This window comes from Candidatus Thiosymbion oneisti (assembly GCF_004359955.1).
GTDB classification, from domain to species: Bacteria; Pseudomonadota; Gammaproteobacteria; order Chromatiales; family Chromatiaceae; genus Thiosymbion; species Thiosymbion oneisti.
The window spans coordinates 107,160-125,792 of sequence record NZ_SMSC01000006.1 but is presented as its reverse complement, the minus strand read 5'-3'; the positions used below and the strand labels follow the sequence as shown (position 1 = coordinate 125,792).

General features: G+C 59.9%; 10 protein-coding genes. 2 read left to right on the top strand and 8 right to left on the bottom strand.

Going from position 1 to position 18,633, the window contains the following annotated elements; all coding sequences use genetic code 11:
- Window positions 1–79: 79 nt before the first annotated feature.
- Together E1958_RS04975 and glmU are read right to left on the bottom strand one after the other, a co-directional pair.
- Window positions 80–1,228 (bottom strand): metallophosphoesterase family protein, encoded by a 1,149-nt coding sequence (locus tag E1958_RS04975; protein ID WP_133510875.1) that lies wholly within the window; start codon window positions 1,226–1,228, stop codon window positions 80–82.
- Window positions 1,229–1,744: 516 nt separating this feature from the next.
- Window positions 1,745–3,121 carry a bifunctional UDP-N-acetylglucosamine diphosphorylase/glucosamine-1-phosphate N-acetyltransferase GlmU gene (gene glmU, locus E1958_RS04970; RefSeq protein ID WP_133510915.1) on the bottom strand — a complete coding sequence of 459 codons (1,377 nt, stop codon included), beginning with the start codon at window positions 3,119–3,121 and terminating at the stop codon, window positions 1,745–1,747.
- Window positions 3,122–3,347: 226 nt separating this feature from the next.
- Here glmU and E1958_RS04965 point away from each other — a divergent pair, with 226 nt between their 5' ends.
- Window positions 3,348–5,414, top strand: coding sequence for a glycosyltransferase family protein (locus tag E1958_RS04965; protein WP_133510874.1), 2,067 nt, complete (start codon window positions 3,348–3,350; stop codon window positions 5,412–5,414).
- Here E1958_RS04965 and E1958_RS04960 read toward each other — a convergent pair.
- The 6 genes from E1958_RS04960 to E1958_RS04930 form a co-directional block, all read right to left on the bottom strand.
- Window positions 5,382–6,176: a sulfotransferase family protein gene (locus tag E1958_RS04960; RefSeq protein WP_133510873.1), complete on the bottom strand. Its 795-nt coding sequence runs from the start codon at window positions 6,174–6,176 to the stop codon at window positions 5,382–5,384. The genes E1958_RS04965 and E1958_RS04960 overlap by 33 nt on opposite strands.
- A gap of 340 nt (window positions 6,177–6,516) precedes the next feature.
- Window positions 6,517–6,984 (bottom strand): FKBP-type peptidyl-prolyl cis-trans isomerase, encoded by a 468-nt coding sequence (locus tag E1958_RS04955; RefSeq protein ID WP_133510872.1) that lies wholly within the window; start codon window positions 6,982–6,984, stop codon window positions 6,517–6,519.
- Between the two features lie 2 nt (window positions 6,985–6,986).
- A complete protein-coding gene (locus E1958_RS04950; protein ID WP_133510871.1) occupies window positions 6,987–7,952 on the bottom strand; it encodes a glycosyltransferase family 2 protein in 966 nt (321 codons plus the stop codon).
- A 3,228-nt stretch (window positions 7,953–11,180) separates the two neighbouring features.
- The gene (locus tag E1958_RS04940; RefSeq protein WP_133510870.1) at window positions 11,181–11,360 is read right to left on the bottom strand and encodes a hypothetical protein; all 180 of its coding nucleotides are present in this window, start codon (window positions 11,358–11,360) and stop codon (window positions 11,181–11,183) included.
- A gap of 739 nt (window positions 11,361–12,099) precedes the next feature.
- A complete protein-coding gene (gene purL, locus E1958_RS04935; RefSeq protein ID WP_133510869.1) occupies window positions 12,100–16,110 on the bottom strand; it encodes a phosphoribosylformylglycinamidine synthase in 4,011 nt (1,336 codons plus the stop codon).
- A gap of 298 nt (window positions 16,111–16,408) precedes the next feature.
- Window positions 16,409–17,440, bottom strand: a complete 1,032-nt coding sequence (locus E1958_RS04930; RefSeq protein WP_133510868.1) for an IS481 family transposase — start codon at window positions 17,438–17,440, stop codon at window positions 16,409–16,411.
- A 152-nt stretch (window positions 17,441–17,592) separates the two neighbouring features.
- Here E1958_RS04930 and E1958_RS04925 point away from each other — a divergent pair, with 152 nt between their 5' ends.
- Complete coding sequence (locus E1958_RS04925) at window positions 17,593–18,504, top strand: SDH family Clp fold serine proteinase (RefSeq protein WP_208108570.1); 912 nt, start codon at window positions 17,593–17,595, stop codon at window positions 18,502–18,504.
- Window positions 18,505–18,633 lie beyond the last annotated feature (129 nt).

Genomic DNA, 18,633 nt, shown 5'->3' with positions numbered 1-18,633 from the left:
AGGGACGAGACCCAGCAAACCAAACTTGCCCGTAAACGCTGGGTTTCGTTCCTCAACCCAGCCTACCACCCACTATGGGCTACGGCCCTTTTTTAGACAGTCTTTTATGCTCGCGGTAGAGGATCTGCAGAGCCCTCCCTGCATCGGCCTGGTCGGGATGCCCCGCGTCGCCCTCGATGCCCACCAGGGTCTCGATCGCATCGCGCACAAAGCCGGTGGCCCCCAGCTCGGCAATCAGCGCGGCAAGATCGTCCAGACCGGTCCGGGCCAACAGCGCCGTATCATCGACCTCCAGGAAATGCAGACGGGCACGCCACCCGTCGAGCCGCTCATCGAGCTGTTGCTTCGTGGCGAGATCCACTGTGCCGGTCAGTTTCAACCGCACCAGTGTCCGCTCACTCTCACCCAAGGCAGCCAATCGACCATCCAGGACGGCCAGGGCCTGGTCATCCATGACATCAAAGGTCAGCTGGATCCATCGGTAGTAGCCGACCAGAATCCTTTCCACCTGGGGCGGGGCGCCGCTTTCCCGCAAGGTCACGAGCAATACATTGCCGGGCTCGTTCGCCTTAAAACGATCCGGCTCAGGGGTGCCGGCATACCAGGTCCGGTTCGCTACCTCCAGGGTCCCATGCCAATCGCCCAAGGCCAGATAGTCGAGGTTCGCCGTTTCCACCCTGGTATCGGCGATGGGATTGTGGGCCTCGGCTGTCTCTGGTAAACGGTTCGTGACCGCACCATGCGCGAGCCCGACCCGTAAAACGCCTGCATCCGAACGCAGGGTGTCGTACCACTCCGTCAGGTCCCCCACCTCGTGCCGCCGCCGCAACGGGGCCGGCAGTACCACCAGCCGCCCCCCACAAAGCACGATGGGCTCAGGCCGATCGGCGAGAATGACATTTGCGGGCACGACAGCGAGTCTGCGCAGGCGGCTCCAGGCGCTCTGGGTCAAGCCCGCGTCATGGTTGCCGGGCAGCAGCACCCAGGGGCCCTTGAATGGGTCCAGCACATGCATGGTCCGCCTGAGGGTCTCGTCCGAGACGGCGTTGTCCTCGAAAACGTCACCGGCGACGAGCACCGCGTCCACTCGGCGTTCCCGCGCGAGCTCGGCGATGGCCTTGACGGTATCCAGCCGCCGCAGTCGCAGCGCGGCTCCCGGATCTCCCGGAACCTGGGCGAACTGCTTACCGAGCTGCCAGTCCGCCGTATGCAGGAGGGTTAGACTCATCAGCGTCGTGTTGTATTAGTTATACTGCCACATGGCACGATTTGTGCGTTTCACTCCCTATCCCTCTGGGAGAGGGCAGGGGTGAGGACCGTAGGGCGGGAAAGCGTAGCGCATCCCGCCGTAACGCTGGGAACGCCGGCATCCTGCCGGCCAGGATTCGCCGGCAAGAGGCTGTTCCGACCCGCCTTCTCCGCGGCGCGGAGCTTCCATGTCCCCATGCGGCGCGTGGGGACGAGAAGCGACGACAAGAAGCTTGTCAATTCTGTAAATCCTGTCCGATCGAGGTTTCGCCACGAAGCTCGAGTCGGGCTCTCGTGGGCTTGAGGCGATGCCTCGTTAGCTCGTAGGATGCGGTGAGCGTGGTATACCACCTCATGGATGGCACTGACGGCCGGCGCGAACCGCATCCTACGCCCTTTGCCCAACCGACCCGACTCGCTTCCAGCCAAGCCCGGTTTCCCAAACCGCGCCATATCATTTAGGATTGCTTGCACACCCCAACGCAGTGGTACGTGCCTAACCCGATCCAGGTCCCTGCTTACGGGGTCGCTGCCAATGCTCCAGGGTAGCCTGCTTGGCGCGGGTGAGGGTGAGCTTTCCGGCAGGCGCCGTATGGGAGACGACCGAGCCGGCACCGACGGTGGCGCCGGCACCGATCTCCACCGGCGCGACCAGGGATGCGTTGGAGCCGATGAAGGCGTCATCGCCGATCACCGTCAGGTGCTTGTAGGCGCCGTCATAGTTGCAGGTAATGGTCCCGGCACCGACGTTGACGTCGCGGCCGATTTGGGCGTCACCCACATAGGTCAGGTGATTCACCTTGCTGCCCTCGCCGACCTGGGCCTTCTTGAGCTCGACGAAGTTGCCCACGTGCACATCGTCCGCCAGCACCGCCTCCGGCCGGAGCCGGGAGAAGGGACCGATACGGGCACCGGCACCGACGGCGGCGCCCTCGATGACGCAGTTGGCAAAGACCTGGGTGCCGGGACCGAGTGTGCAGTCCCGAAGCAGGCAATTGGGTCCGATCGCTACGCCTGCGGCCAGCCGGACATCACCTTCGATGACCACATTTACGTCGATGCTGACGTCTTCCCCGGCCTGCAGCCGGCCGCGGATGTCGAGCCGGGCGGGGTCGGCGAGGGTCACGCCGCCACGCATCAGCGCCTCCGCCCGGCGGCGCTGGAGGGAACGCTCCAGGACCGCGAGCTGGACCCTGTCGTTGACCCCGTACACCTCATCCAGGGTCTCCGGCTGACTGGTCGCGATCTCCACCCCTGTCCGCACGGCCAGCGCCATGATATCAGTCAAATAGTATTCGCCTTGGGCGTTACGGTTCCCGATGCGCGCAAGCCAGTCATCCAGCCTGGCCCGATCTGCGATGAGAAAGCCCGTGTTGACCTCGCCGATCCGCAGCTCGTCCAACCTGGCATCTTGCTGCTCCACGCTGCGCACAACCCGCCCGGACGCGTCCCGGACGATGCGCCCGTAGCCGGTGGGATCCTCGAGTACCGCGGTCAACACGCCGAGATCGGTGGCCGCCGCGGTCTCCATCAGGCGTCGGAGGGTGGTCGGCCGCATCAGGGGTACGTCGCCGTAGAGGACCAAGATCCGGGCCATGTCCTGCATGTGGGGCATGGCCTGCATGACGGCATGGCCGGTCCCCCGCTGCTCGGCCTGCTCCACCCAGATGCAGTCGTAGTCGGCCATCTGCCGGGGTACCAGCTCGCCCCCGTGGCCATAGACGACGCCCACCCGCGCCGCCCCCAGGGCCTGCGCGGTGTCCAGGACATGGGCCAGGAGCGGCTTACCGGCAAGCGGGTGCAGGACCTTCGGTATCCGCGAGCGCATCCGTTTGCCCTTTCCCGCAGCGAGCACCAGGATACCGAGCTTCATGGTCATGACGGCACCCGTTGTTTCAAAGGATAGGCTACCTCTCGGGTGCGTCCCGCCCGGGTCCCGGAAAATACCTGCAACGCCAGTGCCTCGGGCACTGGCGCCGGATGCTGTGTGCTCATAGACTGTGCTTCCTTCTCCCGAATCTTCACGCCAGGGCTTCCCAAATGTCAGGGGCCGTCGAGAACCCTCCCCTCACGGAGTCGGACTCTTTGATCCTCCAATTATGAAAAAGCTCGTATTCATCTTAGGTATGCACCGAAGCGGCACATCGATGTTGGCGCAGGCGATCGATCGCTTGGGCATCCCAATCCCCGGCTCTCTATTGCCGGCGATGGCGGACAATCCGAACGGATACTGGGAGCCGAAAGAGCTTGTTTTGCTGAACAATCATACACTCGAGGCCCTCGGTCGGCCCTGGTGGGACGACCGACCGTTCGAGCGACAGGGCCTTGCCGATGCACGATCGGGTTTTCTCCGGCAGGCCCTACCCATGCTCGAAGGCTGGCTGGCGTCAAGGGACATCATAGCCCTCAAAGACCCTCGCCTGTGTCGCTTGCTGCCGCTCTGGTCGGAAGCCACACGCCGCCTCGGGATCAGCAGCTATGCGCTGGTGATTGCACGGCATCCGCTTAAGGTGGCGGAATCCCTACGCCGCCGCTGGCAGGATGAAGCATCACGTCCGGCAGCAGTGGTACAAGGCGACCGCTCGATTCTACTATGGCTAGGTTATCTTCTGGAAGCGGAGCAACACTCACAGGACATGCCCCGGGCCTGGCTCACTTATGAAGGCCTACTGCATGCGCCGGTGCATGGGCTGCGGCGGAGCCTGGACACACTCGGCATCTCACCGCCGCGGGCGGTCAGCGAGGCGGAGGCCGAGCTGACCGTCCTGGTCGATCCTGCACGTCAGCGCAGCCGCCTAAGCCCCGACTCCACGCCGGAATATCGACTAGCGGAGGCCTGCTATGAACGTGTTCGGCGTTCTGCCGGATGCGATTTGGACAACGAATCGCGTGAATATTTTGCATATCAAGGTCGGGTCTTGTCCGATATCCATGAACGATTCGGCGCCGTCAGGGGGTCGATCCCGGCAGCCTACGAGGCCGACCCTTGGGCACCGAGGATGGTCCATGCCTTGACCAACCGGGTCCGCGCCGACGCGTTTCGGCCGTCAAGCGGCGTGCTTTTCGTAACCGGCGCCCCCTCGAGCAGGGGCCATAGATACCGCGTGCAATACCGCATCGAGGCGCTTACCGCACGCGAGATTCCGGTGTCCGTACTGCCTGCCGAGAGCCCGGAGCTCTTGACGCAGGCCAGCGACGCGGGCCTGGTCCTGGTTTTCCGCTGCGAGTGGGACGCGGGTTTGTCCCGACTCTACCGCTACTGCCGGCGTGCCGGGATTCCGCTGGGTTTCGACATCGATGACCTGGTCTTCGACCCCGCTTACATGACGCCCGCTTACTTCGATTACCTGCGGCGTCCGGACGTCTCCGAGGCCAATTGGCATGCAAAATCCCTGCGGTATCGACAGGCGTTGATCAAAGCCGATTTCGCCATCCTTTCCACCGAACCCCTCCGTCACGCAGCGCATTCGTTCGTGCGGGACGCTTTTGTGGTCCCCAACGGACTCAACAGGGCGAGACTCGCCGGTGCGGCCTGTCTCCCGGAACGTGCGGACAGCGGAGACGGATTCCGGATCGGCTACGCAAGCGGCACGCCGACGCATCAGCGCGACTTTGGAACGATCGTCGAGCCCTTGGTCGAGACCCTCGACACCCACCGCCGGGCCTCCTTAACTATCCTGGGGGACCTGGATCTCCATGAGTTTCCACACATCCTGGAATTCGGGAGCCGTGTCGAACGACGCCCCAAGGTCGCCTTCGAGGAACTTCCGAGTGAGCTCTCTCGCTTCGACATCAACCTGGTACCGCTGGAGGCAGGCAACCCCTTTTGCGAGGCAAAGAGCGAGCTCAAGTATTTCGAAGCGGGCCTGGTGGGAGTCCCGACAATCGCAACCGCCACGCCGCCGATGCGTTCCGCCATTCTCCAGGGCGAGACCGGATACTGCTGTGATTCGAAAGCCCAATGGCGATCTTGGCTGGACAGACTCATCCGTGACGACGGACACCGTGCCGAGATCGGTCGCCGGGCCCGTAGTCATGCGTTGACCGAATATGGACCCGATGCCCAACTGGATGTACTGCTTTCGGTTCTGGCGGAAGCGCTAGGGCGCTATCCCAAGGGCCGTACCGGCCAACTAATCAGAGCGATTCGGAAAGCGTTCGCGTAGCCAGCGTCGCTCCTTTCTCAGTACCCATCGCAGCCATGCCAGGGTAAGGCTCGACGGGCGGTATTTTCGTTCAGTCTGGCGTACCCTACGGGGAGGAGGCAGCGGGCTGGGTACCGAGATTCCGAGGAAGGCGTAGACCGAACGCAGCGTTTCCTCATAGCGGCGGCCCAGTGCCTCGGCATGTAGGAGCAGAATCTGCTCCTTTGGAAAGTAGCTTCCCAGGGTATCGAGCTGGCGCCTATACCGACTGCGATCGACGTAAGAAAAGGTCGTGCGGTGAGCCGTCCGGCTACCCCGGAACACGGACGCGGCCAAGCGCCTCACCGGTTCCAGGCACAGCGCCGGGTCCACCGGCCAAGATTCCCGACCCCGGTTACGCTCCATCGCGTAGGCCGACAAGGCGCGTTCCAAGGGATCGCGCAGCAGAACGATCAGCTTCAAACGCGGGTTGTAATGATGTAGACCGGCGATTGCCTCGGGAAAGTAGAGATAGGAGGGGGTAGCCTCGCCGACTATAGGTTCGCCGCGATAGTGTTCGAAATAGCCATGATAAAAACGATCGAGTCGTTGCGGTGCGAATCCTACCGGCGCGAGCGAATCAAACAGATGGACCTCTTTTCCCCAGGCCATGCACACCGACGGATGCTCGGCTAGGTATCGGGCCAGAGCGGTCGTACCGCACTTCTGGGCCCCAATGATCATGAAGTTGACCAGCGGAGACGGCAGTTTCCGTGAACCCTTCATCAATACGACCGGCTTCAAGATGCCGAGCTCTCTCCGAGTATGATGTTAAAGGATAACTTCTCCTAAACCGCAGAGACGCTGAAGACGCGGAGAAAGCGATCAGAAAGAATGTTTCTGCCTGATTCTTTTCATCTCAACCGAACCTGTCATCTCGACCGAAGGGAACTGTCATCCCGAGCATAGCGAGGGATCTTCAAAACCAACCCACACGGAGGTCTTTCCAGTGAGGATTCATCCTAATGATATCGTCTAGGCACAAGATTTCTCGCTGCGCTCGAAATGACAACTTGAAACCGGCAGTCGCCCAACTGAACCACTTAAAATTTAACTACCACCCGGTACTATGGTACGAGGCTTTTCAAGCCATCCCGTCTTGCATGAGTTCCTGGGGTGTGGGATCGCGGACTTCCCTGATCTTCACCTCAACGTGCAGGTCCTTCCCGGCGAGCGGGTGATTGGCATCCAAGGTAAGCTGTCCGTCCTCGATCTTGGTGACGTAAAAGGTCTTGACGTCGCCCGACTCGCTCTGCATCTGCACCTCGGCGCCCACATGACGGAACTGGGGCGGAACATTATCGATGGCATCGGTAAAGGAAAGGTTCGGGTCGCGGGGGCCCATGCCTTGATCCGGTCCCAACTCGAACCGGACGCTATCACCGGCACGCTTCCCTGCTATCGCCCGGTCCATGCCGCCGATGAGCTCGGTCCGGCCACCGTGGATGTAGCTTACGGGTAGGTCGGACTGCTCCAGCACGCCGCCGGATTGGTCGCAAATGCTATAGGTGAGGGATACCAGTTTTTCGTTCTTGATCGTTTGGTCGGTCATATTCATTCGGATCCGGCAAACAAAGAATCACCCCTCGCGAGGGCTTCCATGGCAAGCTGCACGGATGAGGCGAGGGAAGGCAGCACCGCAGGTGATATCCCGCCCAGATAGACGGGGCGCTTCCCAGGCGCATCAAAGGCCCCGCCTCGCAATGCTTTATACTGGGCCTCCCAGCGGTGCTGGAGGTCTTGTCGTTCCCGTTCGTCGCCGGTGTTGGTTGCAATGCCGCCGTGGAGTTGGTGGAAGGTCCCCTCCCCCAGCAGAACGATCAGCTCCGACCCCTTTCGCAACACCGCCCGCCGAAAGAAGTCGAGATTGACGAACCCACCGCCGGGTAGATCGAAGCGCTCATCGAATCCGCCCAGTCGATCATAGGCATCACGGCGGATAAAAACGGCATTGCTCTCTCCGATCGGTCGAAACCAACCGTCCAGGCAAGAACCGGCGAGAACCGCGATTTCGAATAAGCGGTAGCCGTCTTCAGGCCAATGGATCGCTGCCAGGAGGGCGTCTTCCCGCGCCTGGTTATAGCCTGCGGTAATCGACCGATATTGCAGGTCCTCCCCCAGGTGCCAACCGAGCACCGCGACCGTAGGATCCCGGTAGGCGCGAAACGCAGCAGCGGCCAGTCCTAGCACACCCGGCGTCACCAGCCGGGCCCCATCGACCATCAAGCACAGGACACGCCCACGGGCCCGCTCGGCGCCATAATTGAGCGCATAGGCCGGGGAAGACGGGGGATTATCGAGATAAAAATAGCGGAAATTGTTCCCGTAGGCAGCGACCCGCTCGTGCCCGAAGGGTTCGGGAGAGCCATTGTCGACCACCAGGACCTCATAGTCGATCCCCGCGCAGTGCCGTTGGTAATCTCTGGTCAGGGAGCACAGGGTGCGCGGCAGCTCCCGGGCCATATCATAGGCGACGACGACAATGGTGAGATCGAGGCGTTTCCGCAACAACCTGCGCACAAATCATTCCGAAACTTTAACGCTACCGAGATAGGTTGTCCCGGCATCAGAAACCTCGTACAGATGCCCTCAACTACCGATACCATTGAGCTGGTAGGAGCCCCACGGAAAATTTAGCCGCAAAAATCATCCCTCCAAAAAACGGTGGGGCCTCCGCCCCACCGCCATTGGTCAGCCGAACCCCTTAAGGCCAGCCTTCAACCCTCGGATCACGGGATCCACTTCGTCCAGGCACCAGTCTCACGCGTGTAGGCGTGCGTAATGGTGCTCACATAGTTGATCGCCGGATCGCCGCGATCACGACTCTTGATCATGAAACCGATGGCCGGCAAGCCTTGGAACGCCGTGGCTGTTTTTTATTATCCGCCTGCTATATTTGGTAACAGGTTTTAGTTTGATATGGAAAACACCTCCCAACGTTTCACAATCGCGAAAATTTGCAATTTTCCGCACGCGAACGCCCAGCACCACGAATCAGCTTTCAGATAGGGCCCGCTCGTAAAGTGATGTCCCCTGATAAAAGGTTAGCGAAAAACAGTTATTGAAAAGGTCTTGGTAAAGCGACGCCACCAATTTAAAGGTATCAACTCTGATTCCTTTGTTTCGACTCCCACGGATTGTCAAGTATTATATAATACAGCACCCAACGGAGCGTTCTGGTTTATGAAATGATTGATGTAAGGGCTGCGAAGAATGCCTGCTTTCCCCATGTTCGGCCATAAAGTTTGCGAATGCGTTCACTCCCCTCGTTTGATACCAACTCTTAGCTCGACAAGACCTGCATCGCAATAAGAGTTGAAGTTTTTTCCTCGGTCACACTTCGGGAGCGCTCCAGTCTCCCCGTGACGTGAAATGGTAATCCTAAGGTGTTTTGCACTTCGTACAAAAAATAACGAATACCGTCCTTTCAGCGCCATAAAGCAATCAACTGGAATCACTGCATGAGAAAAGGCAAATGATTTTTTTGCCCATATCAATTAAGTGAATTACGTTGTCAAGATTGCGCGCTCTGAAACGCTGATCTTGGCATCCTTGCAAAGCGCCGAATATCTATCGTTGACACAATACGTGCATTTATAAGGACAACCTCTGGTTGAGAAAGATTATACCCCCCAGCTAAGAGCCGTTTATAAGTTTGAAGACTATTAATACGAGTGATTCCATGTCTACAATATAATGACTACCGTCAAACGCATAGTCCGGGTGAGGAATGTGGGATATATCCGTTTGCGTATATGTCACTGGCAATTGGTTAGGTAACCTTAAGCCTGGAATATTGTCATAAGTCCGATTCTCCGCAGCCGATTCGCTAAATCGACCACTTAAATTCTCCTTCGCCCATAAGACTATATCGGCGTATTCTAAGCATTCGTCAGGCGATACAGTGGCGTGAACACCTCCCCCATACAATAGGTATTAATACGTGACTTGATCTGTATTGTTATCTCCCTTGGCTCGATGATATGTTGTGGTTACTACTGATATTCCAATATAGAGGTTTCCTGCAACGAGTTTAGCAATTTCATTAAGTGAATATGGTCGGAAATATTTGCACCTTTCCCATAGCGTTTCGCGAGAAACATAACCATTTGCAAAACGACTACTGTTTGATAACCTGCTCGTTTGAGTGCACGTAGTTGAGAGAAATCGTACTCAAGTGATGGACCATATTGGGTCGTACGTTATTACTGTGATCTTTGGTTTCTTGGGTCATCAGGTTGTCCTTTAACTGCTTTAATTCCTTGAAACTCTTCGGGAAATCTTGGAGAGCTGCGGTAAGTGAGTAACTATTCAGTCCCTGACGAACTTCTGGCTCCCTGCAGCACAACCCTGATTTCGGTTTTCGAGACCAGGACCCAGAGGGGAGGGATTGCATGGTCGGGCTAATATGGTAGGATTGTTCTTTTCTATGGGCATCTTGAAAATAGGCGTTTTCACCGATCGCTGGACTCTAACCCGTCATTGGATTATAGAAGCGTGCTGTTGACGAGAATCGTATTTTCAAGGTGCCCTTTTAAGCCGCCCTGCTGTAGGTGACCTTAAGAATTGCGGTAACTATTCAGGGTAATAAGATATTTCAGGTTTGGCGGCCTACAAAGCACAAGATGTTGTTTTCATCGCGTGGAAACGCACGAAAACACTGCATTTTCCACTCCATCATCGTAACTTAGAAAAGCAAGCCTCTTTGTTTTATATAAGTATGAATGGGTACTTGAATAGTAACGAATTACATCCTCATGGCAGAACCACTGATCCGTCAGTCTTTATTTATTGGCTATTGGTGCCTAGGGATAGAATCGAACTGTTGACAATGGATTTTTTTAGTCCCCGCTCTACCGACTGAGCTTTACCTGGGCTGAGGGTAAGGCCCCTTCAATGCTGCCGCCATCGGAGCTACCGCAGCGAGAGGGCCCAATTAAAGGGAATGATGAGAAGGCGTCGCTGGCCGAATGCCCAAACATAACTCCCTAGCGGCAATGCCGCCCTCGATGTTGGTTTCAAGCGCTAGGGGATACATGGTAGTGTTGTAACTTTGCTTTTAGGGTCTTCAAATAGATATTATAAATCAACATTCAAGTACATCAAAACAACAGAATTATAACACCACCCCGGCGGAAGCATCCGAGCTGTTGGGCCAGTTTCAATGAAGAAGCCGTCCGCGTCATAGCCCCTTGGATGTAGAAGGCATAGCTTCGTCCGGCTGGAGCAGATGTTCGCGCACCTGTGCAGGGGTTCGTTGTCCTGGTAGGTGATCCGTTGTCGAACTGGGGTGCGCCAAGTGGTCGAAAACCGTCGTTCTCCCCTGCCAGCCCACCACGATCCACATACGGCCCCGTCCGGCGTCCCTCGAATACCGCCAGGGACCCGGAGTGCTCAATCTCCCGCTCCGAGTTCAGTGTAGGCGAAACTCCGGAGCGTCCATGGAGATGGAACACGGCCTGGTCGGGGATGTCGGCGGGTTTGAAGATTGGGATGGCAAAAGTCATAGACCGCCGGAAATTTCACCAGGGCGCAGGCCTGATCACCAGGGGATCGAAGTTGACGGTAAGGACCCGATCGACGAAGCCGCTGTACGAGCTGGGCGATGGCGATAAGGGCCCAGTTGATGCTGTAGCCCGGTCCACGAACTTGGTAATCGATCCTGACGTGCGCCTGGCGGAAGCCCGCCAGGATAGGTCTTTGCGTCGCCTGTCCATAGGGCCGGCGGATTGCGCGCCTTGATCTCCTTTATCGAAAGCCGGCGGCGGTGGGGATGCCCGCTTTGACCGAGTTAAGCTCCGCACCGATGAGCAGGGTGACTTCTTGCCCCGCCGGACGACGCTTTGAGTTGTCCCAACCAGCCTTCGTCCAGCCTTCTTCTTCTTCATATCGGCCTCGAAATATCTCGCCCGGGCGGTTGACATTCAACTCTGCCCGATGAGGGGATTTTCCTGTCCCAAGTGGGCTACAGCGCAAGCCCGCGGGTGGTGTTCCATCCGCCCGGCGTCTCAGCCGTGATAGTGGCGGGCCAGCCTTCGACCCCGAGAGCTCTAACTGACCCCGACAATAAAATCTCGCTACTCTCGACCCCCCGGTAAGGCCCTCCACCCCCCAAGCATTGATCGGCTGGCTCGACTCACTTCTTATCGGGGCCCCGGACCCGTGGCAGCCCTCGATCGATCCCTGGTAGGTCAATTCGGATCAGCCCAGCCTTCCGGAGACAATTATCGGCCTGGCTTCAGCCTGGAAATAATCTGATAACGCATTCGGTAGGCCAGGACCTGATTCGACCAGTTTCTCCGCTTAACTTTGTCGGGTCTCCTGACCCGTGGCAGCCCCCCCCCCCGACCGACCCTCGGCAGGCCGTAGGGCGGGAAAGCGCAGCGCATCCCGCCGGAATCTACGGGCTACGTGGGAACATGGAAATAGGATAGCGGCTATGGCTCATGGGACCTCTGAAACACTCCGCGGCGCGGAGCTTGGGCGTTCCCACGCAGCGCGTGGGAACGAGAAAAAATTTTCACAGATTATTTCGTTTTTCATCTGCGAGAATCTGCGTAATCTGCGGATAACAGCATAAACATGCAAAATCAGGTGAAAGTGGATACTAGGGATCGAATTCCGCCACGTCCGGTTCCCCAAACAGCGCCGAATTATTCAGGATTGCTCAATCCACCCACACTCGGGCGTTTCTGAACAGCCGCATCCAGGGGCCATCTTTCTCCCAATGGTCCGGCGCCCAATGGTCCGGCCGCCAGCTGTACTGGAGGGCCCGGAACAGCCGCTCCGGATGGGGCATCATGATGGTTACGCGCCCATCGGTGGTGGTGAGTCCCGTGATACCTGCCGGGGAGCCGTTCGGATTGGCCGGATAACGCATGGCGATGTCGCCGTTATTTTCGACGTAACGCAGCGCCACCTGCGGGGCGACATCGGATAAATCCCCGGCGTCAAACTCCGCCCGTCCCTCGCCGTGGGCCACGACAATGGGCAGTCGGGAGCCGGCCATGCCGCCCAACAACACCGACGGCGAGTCCGTTATCTCCACCATTACCAACCGCGCCTCGAACTGCTCCGAGCGGTTGCGCACGAAGCGGGGCCAATGGTCCGCACCCGGAATCAACTCCCGGAGGTGGGAGAGCATCTGACAGCCGTTGCACACCCCCAGGGCGAAGGTCTCCCGCCGTTCGAAGAAGGCCTGGAATTGGTCCCGCGCCCGCGGGTTGAACAGGATCGACTTGGCCCAGCCCGCCCCCGCGCCCAGGACATCGCCGTAGGAGAAGCCGCCGCAGGCCGCCAGGGCGTGAAAGCCCGCCAGGTCCAGCCGACCGGCCATGAGGTCGGACATGTGTACATCCACGCACGTGAATCCGGCCTGGTGGAAGGCCGCCGCCATTTCCAGCTGTCCGTTCACGCCCTGTTCCCGGAGCACCGCCAGCCGCGGGCGCACCCCGCTCAGGACGTAAGGGGCCGCTATATCGTCAGCGGGGTTAAAGCCAAGTGCCGCGGTCAGGCCCGGATCGGCGGTATCGGCGATGCGTTCGAACTCCTCGCGGGCACAGTCCGGATTGTCGCGCAGGGATTGCATATGGAAACTGGTCTCGGACCAGATCTGTTGCAGCTCCGTGCGAGATGCCGTGAGGATCTCGGTTCTTTGCCCTTTGATCCCCTCTCCACCCTCGATCCCCTCTCCCCAAGCCCCCTCGCTACGCTCGGGGCAAGCGCTCTCCCGGCCGGGAGAGGGGCTTTTGCGACGCCCTCTCCAGAACCGGATGGCTTCCGATTCCTGGGGCGTGCCGATCACGCAGCTGCAATCGCCCAAGCCTTGCTCAGCGAGTAGCTTGAGCACGGCGTCCCGGTCCCCGCGCCGAGTCTGGATCACGGCCCCCAGCTCTTCGCTGAAGAGCACGGCCAGCGCTTCCGGCCCTAACGGCTCCAGGTCCACATCCAGACCACAACGCCCGGCGAAGGCCATCTCGCACAGGGTCACGAACAGCCCCCCATCGGAGCGGTCATGGTAGGCCAGGATCAGACCCTCCCGATTGAGTGCCTGCACAGCGGCGAAAAACCCTGTGAGCAACCGTGGATCATCCAGGTCCGGGGCCTGATTGCCGACCTGCCCGTAGACCTGGGCCAGGCAAGAGGCCCCGAGGCGGTTGCGTCCCTGCCCGAGGTCGATGAGGATCAGATCCGTAGCACCCGCATCCAGGCGCAGCTGGGGGGTGAGGGTGCGGCCGGCGTCCCATACCGGCGCGAAGGCCGAGACGATCAATGACAGCGGGGCGATCATCTCCCGCGAGCGGCCAGTGCGGTCCGTCCACAGGGTCTGCATGCTCAGCGAGTCCTTGCCCATGGGGATCGCCACCCCCAAGGCCGGGCATAGCTCCAGGCCTAGGGCGTGGACGGTGTCGAAGAGCCCGACATCCTCCCCTGGGTGTCCGGCCGCCGCCATCCAGTTGGCGGAGAGCCGGATGTGGTCGATCCGGTCGATGGCGGCGGCGGCCAGATTGGTGATGGCCTCGCCTACGGCCAGGCGTCCCGCGGCCGCCGGATCGATCAGCGCCACCGGGGGCCGCTCGCCCATGGCCATGGCCTCGCCCGTTACCCCCGCGTAATCGCTGAGGGTGACCGCCACGTCGGCAACCGGTATCTGCCAGGGGCCTACCATCTGGTCGCGCGCCACCTGACCGCTAACACTGCGGTCACCGATAGTAATCAGAAACCCCTTGTTGGCTACCGTGGGCAGACGCAGTATCCGTTGTACCGCTTCCGATAGTGATACCTGCGCCAAGTCCAGCTCCGGTCTCTGAAATTCGATGCGTGCAGCGGTCCGCGACATCCGTGGGGGTTTGCCGAACAGCAGGGACATGGGCAGATCGATGGGCGTGTCCCCGAAGTGGGCATCGGTCAGCAGCAGGCGTTCCTTGCCGGTCGCCTCCCCGATGACCGCGTAGGGACAACGTTCGCGCGCGCAGATGGCCTTAAACACCGCGAGTCGCTCGGCGGCCACCGCCAGCACATAGCGCTCCTGGGACTCGTTGCACCAGAGCTCCATGGGCGACATGCCCGGATCGTCGTTCGGAACCTCCCGCAGCGCGAAGCGTCCACCGCGACGGGCGTCCTGTATCAATTCCGGCAGGGCATTGGAGAGCCCGCCCGACCCTACGTCGTGGATAAACAGGATGGGATTCTCCTCACCGCGGGCCCAACAGCTGTCGATGACCTCCTGGCAACGCCGCTCCATCTCTGGGTTGGCGCGCTGGACGGAGGCGAAATCCAGGTCCTGGGCTAAAGACCCGGACGCCACGCTGGAGGCGGCCCCGCCCCCCAGACCGATGAGCATGGCAGGTCCGCCGAGTACGATCAGGGGTGTGCCCGGCGGAAGTTGCTTCTCTTTGAAAATGTGTTTGGGGTGGATGTTGCCGAGGCCACCGGCGATCATGATGGGCTTGTGGTAGCCGCGTAATTCGGTCTCTTCGGGTCCCGGTACCTCCTGTTCGTAGGTCCGAAAGTAGCCGCACAGATTGGGACGCCCATACTCGTTGTTGAAGGCGGCCGCACCGATGGGGCCCTCGAGCATGATGTCCAGGGCCGAGGCCATATGACTCGGCTTGCCGTAGTCCTGCTCCCAGGGCAACACCTGGTCCGGGAGGCGTAGGTTCGACACCGAGAAGCCGCACAGGCCCGCCTTGGGTTTGGCGCCCCGAGCGGTGGCGCTCTCGTCCCGGATCTCCCCACCGACGCCGGTGGCCGCGCCCGGATCGGGGGCGATCGCCGTGGGGTGATTGTGGGTCTCCACCTTCATCAACAGGTGGATGGCCTCGTCGTGCTCACCGTAGACCCCATCCTCAGGGGACACCAGGAAGCGCTTCCCCGGCCAACCCGCCACCACGGCGGCATTGTCTCGGTAGGCCGACAAGATCCCCTGCGGTGAGCAGGTGGTAGTGTGGCGGATCATGGCGAACAGGGACCGGTCCTGGGGCTCGCCGTCGATCGTCCAGTCGGCATTGAAGATCTTGTGCCGGCAGTGTTCGGAGTTCACCTGGGCAAACATCATCAGCTCCACATCCGTGGGATTGCGCCCCAGATCCCTGAAGCCCGCCACCAGGTAGTCGATCTCATCCCCGGACAAGGCAAGACCAAGCTCGCTGTTCGCGGCCACCAGATTCGCCCGCCCCCCGCTCAGCACATCAATGGACCGGTGCGGACGCGGCTCGGCCCGGTCGAACAGCCGGCAGGCGTCCTTCATAGCGAATAGCGGGACCTGGGTCATGGGGTCGTGGAGGGGGGCCGCGGCAGCAACCAGCAAGCCGTCATCGACCTTAGCGGACCGGGCCTGGAGGAAATAAGCGACACCCCGCTCCAGGCGCCGGATCTTGTTCAGGCCGCAGTTATGGGCGATATCCGTGGCCTTGGACGACCAGGGAGAGATGGTCCCCGCACGCGGCACCACCAGCACCAGGGCTCCCTCCGGCTCCGGTCCGGGCGGCCGGGGGCCATGGTGCAGCAACCGCTCCAACCGCACCCCTTCCTCCGGGAGCAGATCCTGCCCGAGATCCACGAAATACCTGTATTCGGCAACACATTGCAGGACCTGCCCGGTGGCAACCAGCAGGCGTTGTTGGAGCTTGCGTAAATGGAATTCGGAGTGGGCGGGAGCACCGCCCAAAACAATCATTGTTTTACCCAGTAGACAGGAGGACGCATCCTTGGATGGTCTGTTCCCAAGGAAATGTCGAGGGCTATCGAGGGATTCGATGGGGCGTACCTGGGAAGAAGCCTCTACCGAAGGCCACGAGCCTATACGTAGATTGGTTCCCCGCTCGTTTCGCCCATACCGGAGAGTATCCGGGGCCGTGAGTTCAGCTCGTGAGCCTGCACCCACAAGGTCGGTAGGCAAGGGTCCAGTGTCAGGGAACCGGGGCGCGATCCTGCTAGCATCGGGTCTCGGATGATTAGATGTCATGGGTCTGTACTTAGCTCATGTTCGACGGATGGTGACGGGCAGAGACCCGAGGCACAGACGAAGTGTCAAGTCCCGCCAGATTATAGACACGTTTTTTGAACAGATTGGGTTGTTTTTGGTACCAGCTTTTCATGGCTTGAAGGGGCGGGATGTGACCCAAAGCCTGTTGTGGAAGGTGTTGATTATAGACCTGGACGTAGCGTTTGAGGGTGTCGGCCAAGTGCTCGGAGGAGTCGAAGCGGGTGGTGCGCAGCACGTCAGCGATGCGGCCATTGAAGCGCTCGATCATGCCGTTAGTCTGCGGGGTTCTGGGCTTGATCAGGCGATGTTCGATGTGGTTGTCGGTACACACCCGATCAAAGGCGTGGGCGCCGGTCGGCGGGCGCTGACCGGTGGCACAGAAGCGGTCGGTGAATTCCTTGCCATTGTCGGTGAGGACCTTGGTGATGGTGAACGGCGCCTTCTCGATCAAGCGCTTGAGGAAACCGCTGGCAGAGGCGGCTGACTTGTCCGGGAGGAGCTCCACATAAACCCAGCGGGTGGCGCGATCAATGGCAGCAAACAGGTAGCGGCGTTGGTCCTCACCCGGCATCTGCGGCAGGTATTTCACATCGACGTGCACAAAACCGGGCGCATACGCCTTGAGGGACTTGACCGGCGTCTTAGCGCCGTCCTCCTGGGGCATCAGCGCCTTGAGGTTCGACACGCCATGGCGGCGCAGACAGCGGTCCAGGCCCGAGCGCGAGACCTCGCCGTGGATGAACTCGCGGGTCACCGCCAGCAGGTCATCCAGGGGCAACAGCAGGCTCTCACGCAAGGCCACGACCACCGCTGCCTGGGCCGCGCTGAGGGTCGCCTGGAGCCGGTGCGGGCGGTGGGAGGCATCATCTGTCCCTTCGCGTCGGCGCCATTTCGCAACCGTGTGGCGATTGAGGTGGTAGACTGCTGCCAATTCCCGGTTGCTCACTGACGCGGGCTGAGCCTGGAGTTCCAGACGGATGGCCGGGGTGGTGCGGGCGTGCTGGTGCACGTGGATGTTCATCAGGGTAATCGCTCGACTCAGGATTCGGGTGATGTGAGGATCAGATCAGGCGCTCCTGATCAGCCCCGCGGCTACCTTGCCGGTTCCTTCCGCTCCCTCTCCCGCAAGCAGCTGTAAGACCGCTCTTGCCTGCAACAAAGGATAGCTCCTCCTTGGTATATAATCACACGGGACCTAACAGTTACCTGGTATTGGTAACCTTGGGCGGTGGCGCCAACGCGGGTTATCGGATCGCGCGGGCGTTCGGGCATCACTATCCGGATGATTTTCGGCTGATGATCCCCGATGTCTGCAAGAGTGCCGGAACCCTCGTCGCAATCGGGGCGAACGAGCTTATCGTGTCCGATCGCGGCGAGTTGGGGCCACTTGATGTGCAGTTCAGAAAAAAGGACGAGCTGTTCGAGGCATCTTCCGGGTTGGATATTCTGCAGTCGCTGTCGGCGATCCAGGACCAAGTAATGGCAATCTTTCGGGACTATCTGTTGGATATCAGCCTCGGAAGCGGATTGGGTACGAAAATTACCGCTCAGCTTTCTTCGGAGATGGCGTGTAAAATCGTGGCCCCGATCACCAGCCAGATCGATCCGATGAGGCTTGGTGAACAGCAGCGGGCGCTGAGAGTCGCCACTCGTTATGGGGAGCGATTGGCCAAGAAGTTTCGAAATACCTCGCAAGAAAACATCGACACCCTGTTGACGGGCTATCCTTCTCATTCGTTCGTTATCGACCGGAAAGAGGCGAGTGAGCTCTTCACCAAGGTCCGCGCCCCCAATGATGCGGAGCGGAACATAGAAGTCTGGTTACGTGCCCGAACCAATAATTTTTCCGGTTTGGGTAGTAATACTGCACCCGTCGTGGCGTGCCTCAACGATTTGAGCGAGCAATGGCAATCCGAACCACCACCCAAAGAGGAATCCCATGAGCAAGAAACTACAGCTGAACCAGCGCTGGACCAACGAAGGCTCGAGCCTGTGGGAAAAGCAGTTTCGGAGAATTCGGGAGGATCTGAAGGGGGTAGCCGCGATCCAGGAAGCGAATCGAAAGGAGTCCTCCCGACTATTTAAGAAGCAGCGGCAAACACTAAAGGGGACGTAGACACGAGCTCGTAGGGCGGGTAAGACCAGGGACGGTCGCAACCCGCCGGAAGGCTGTTGGCGGGATGCGTTGCGCTTTCTCGCCCTACGCGGGCCGCG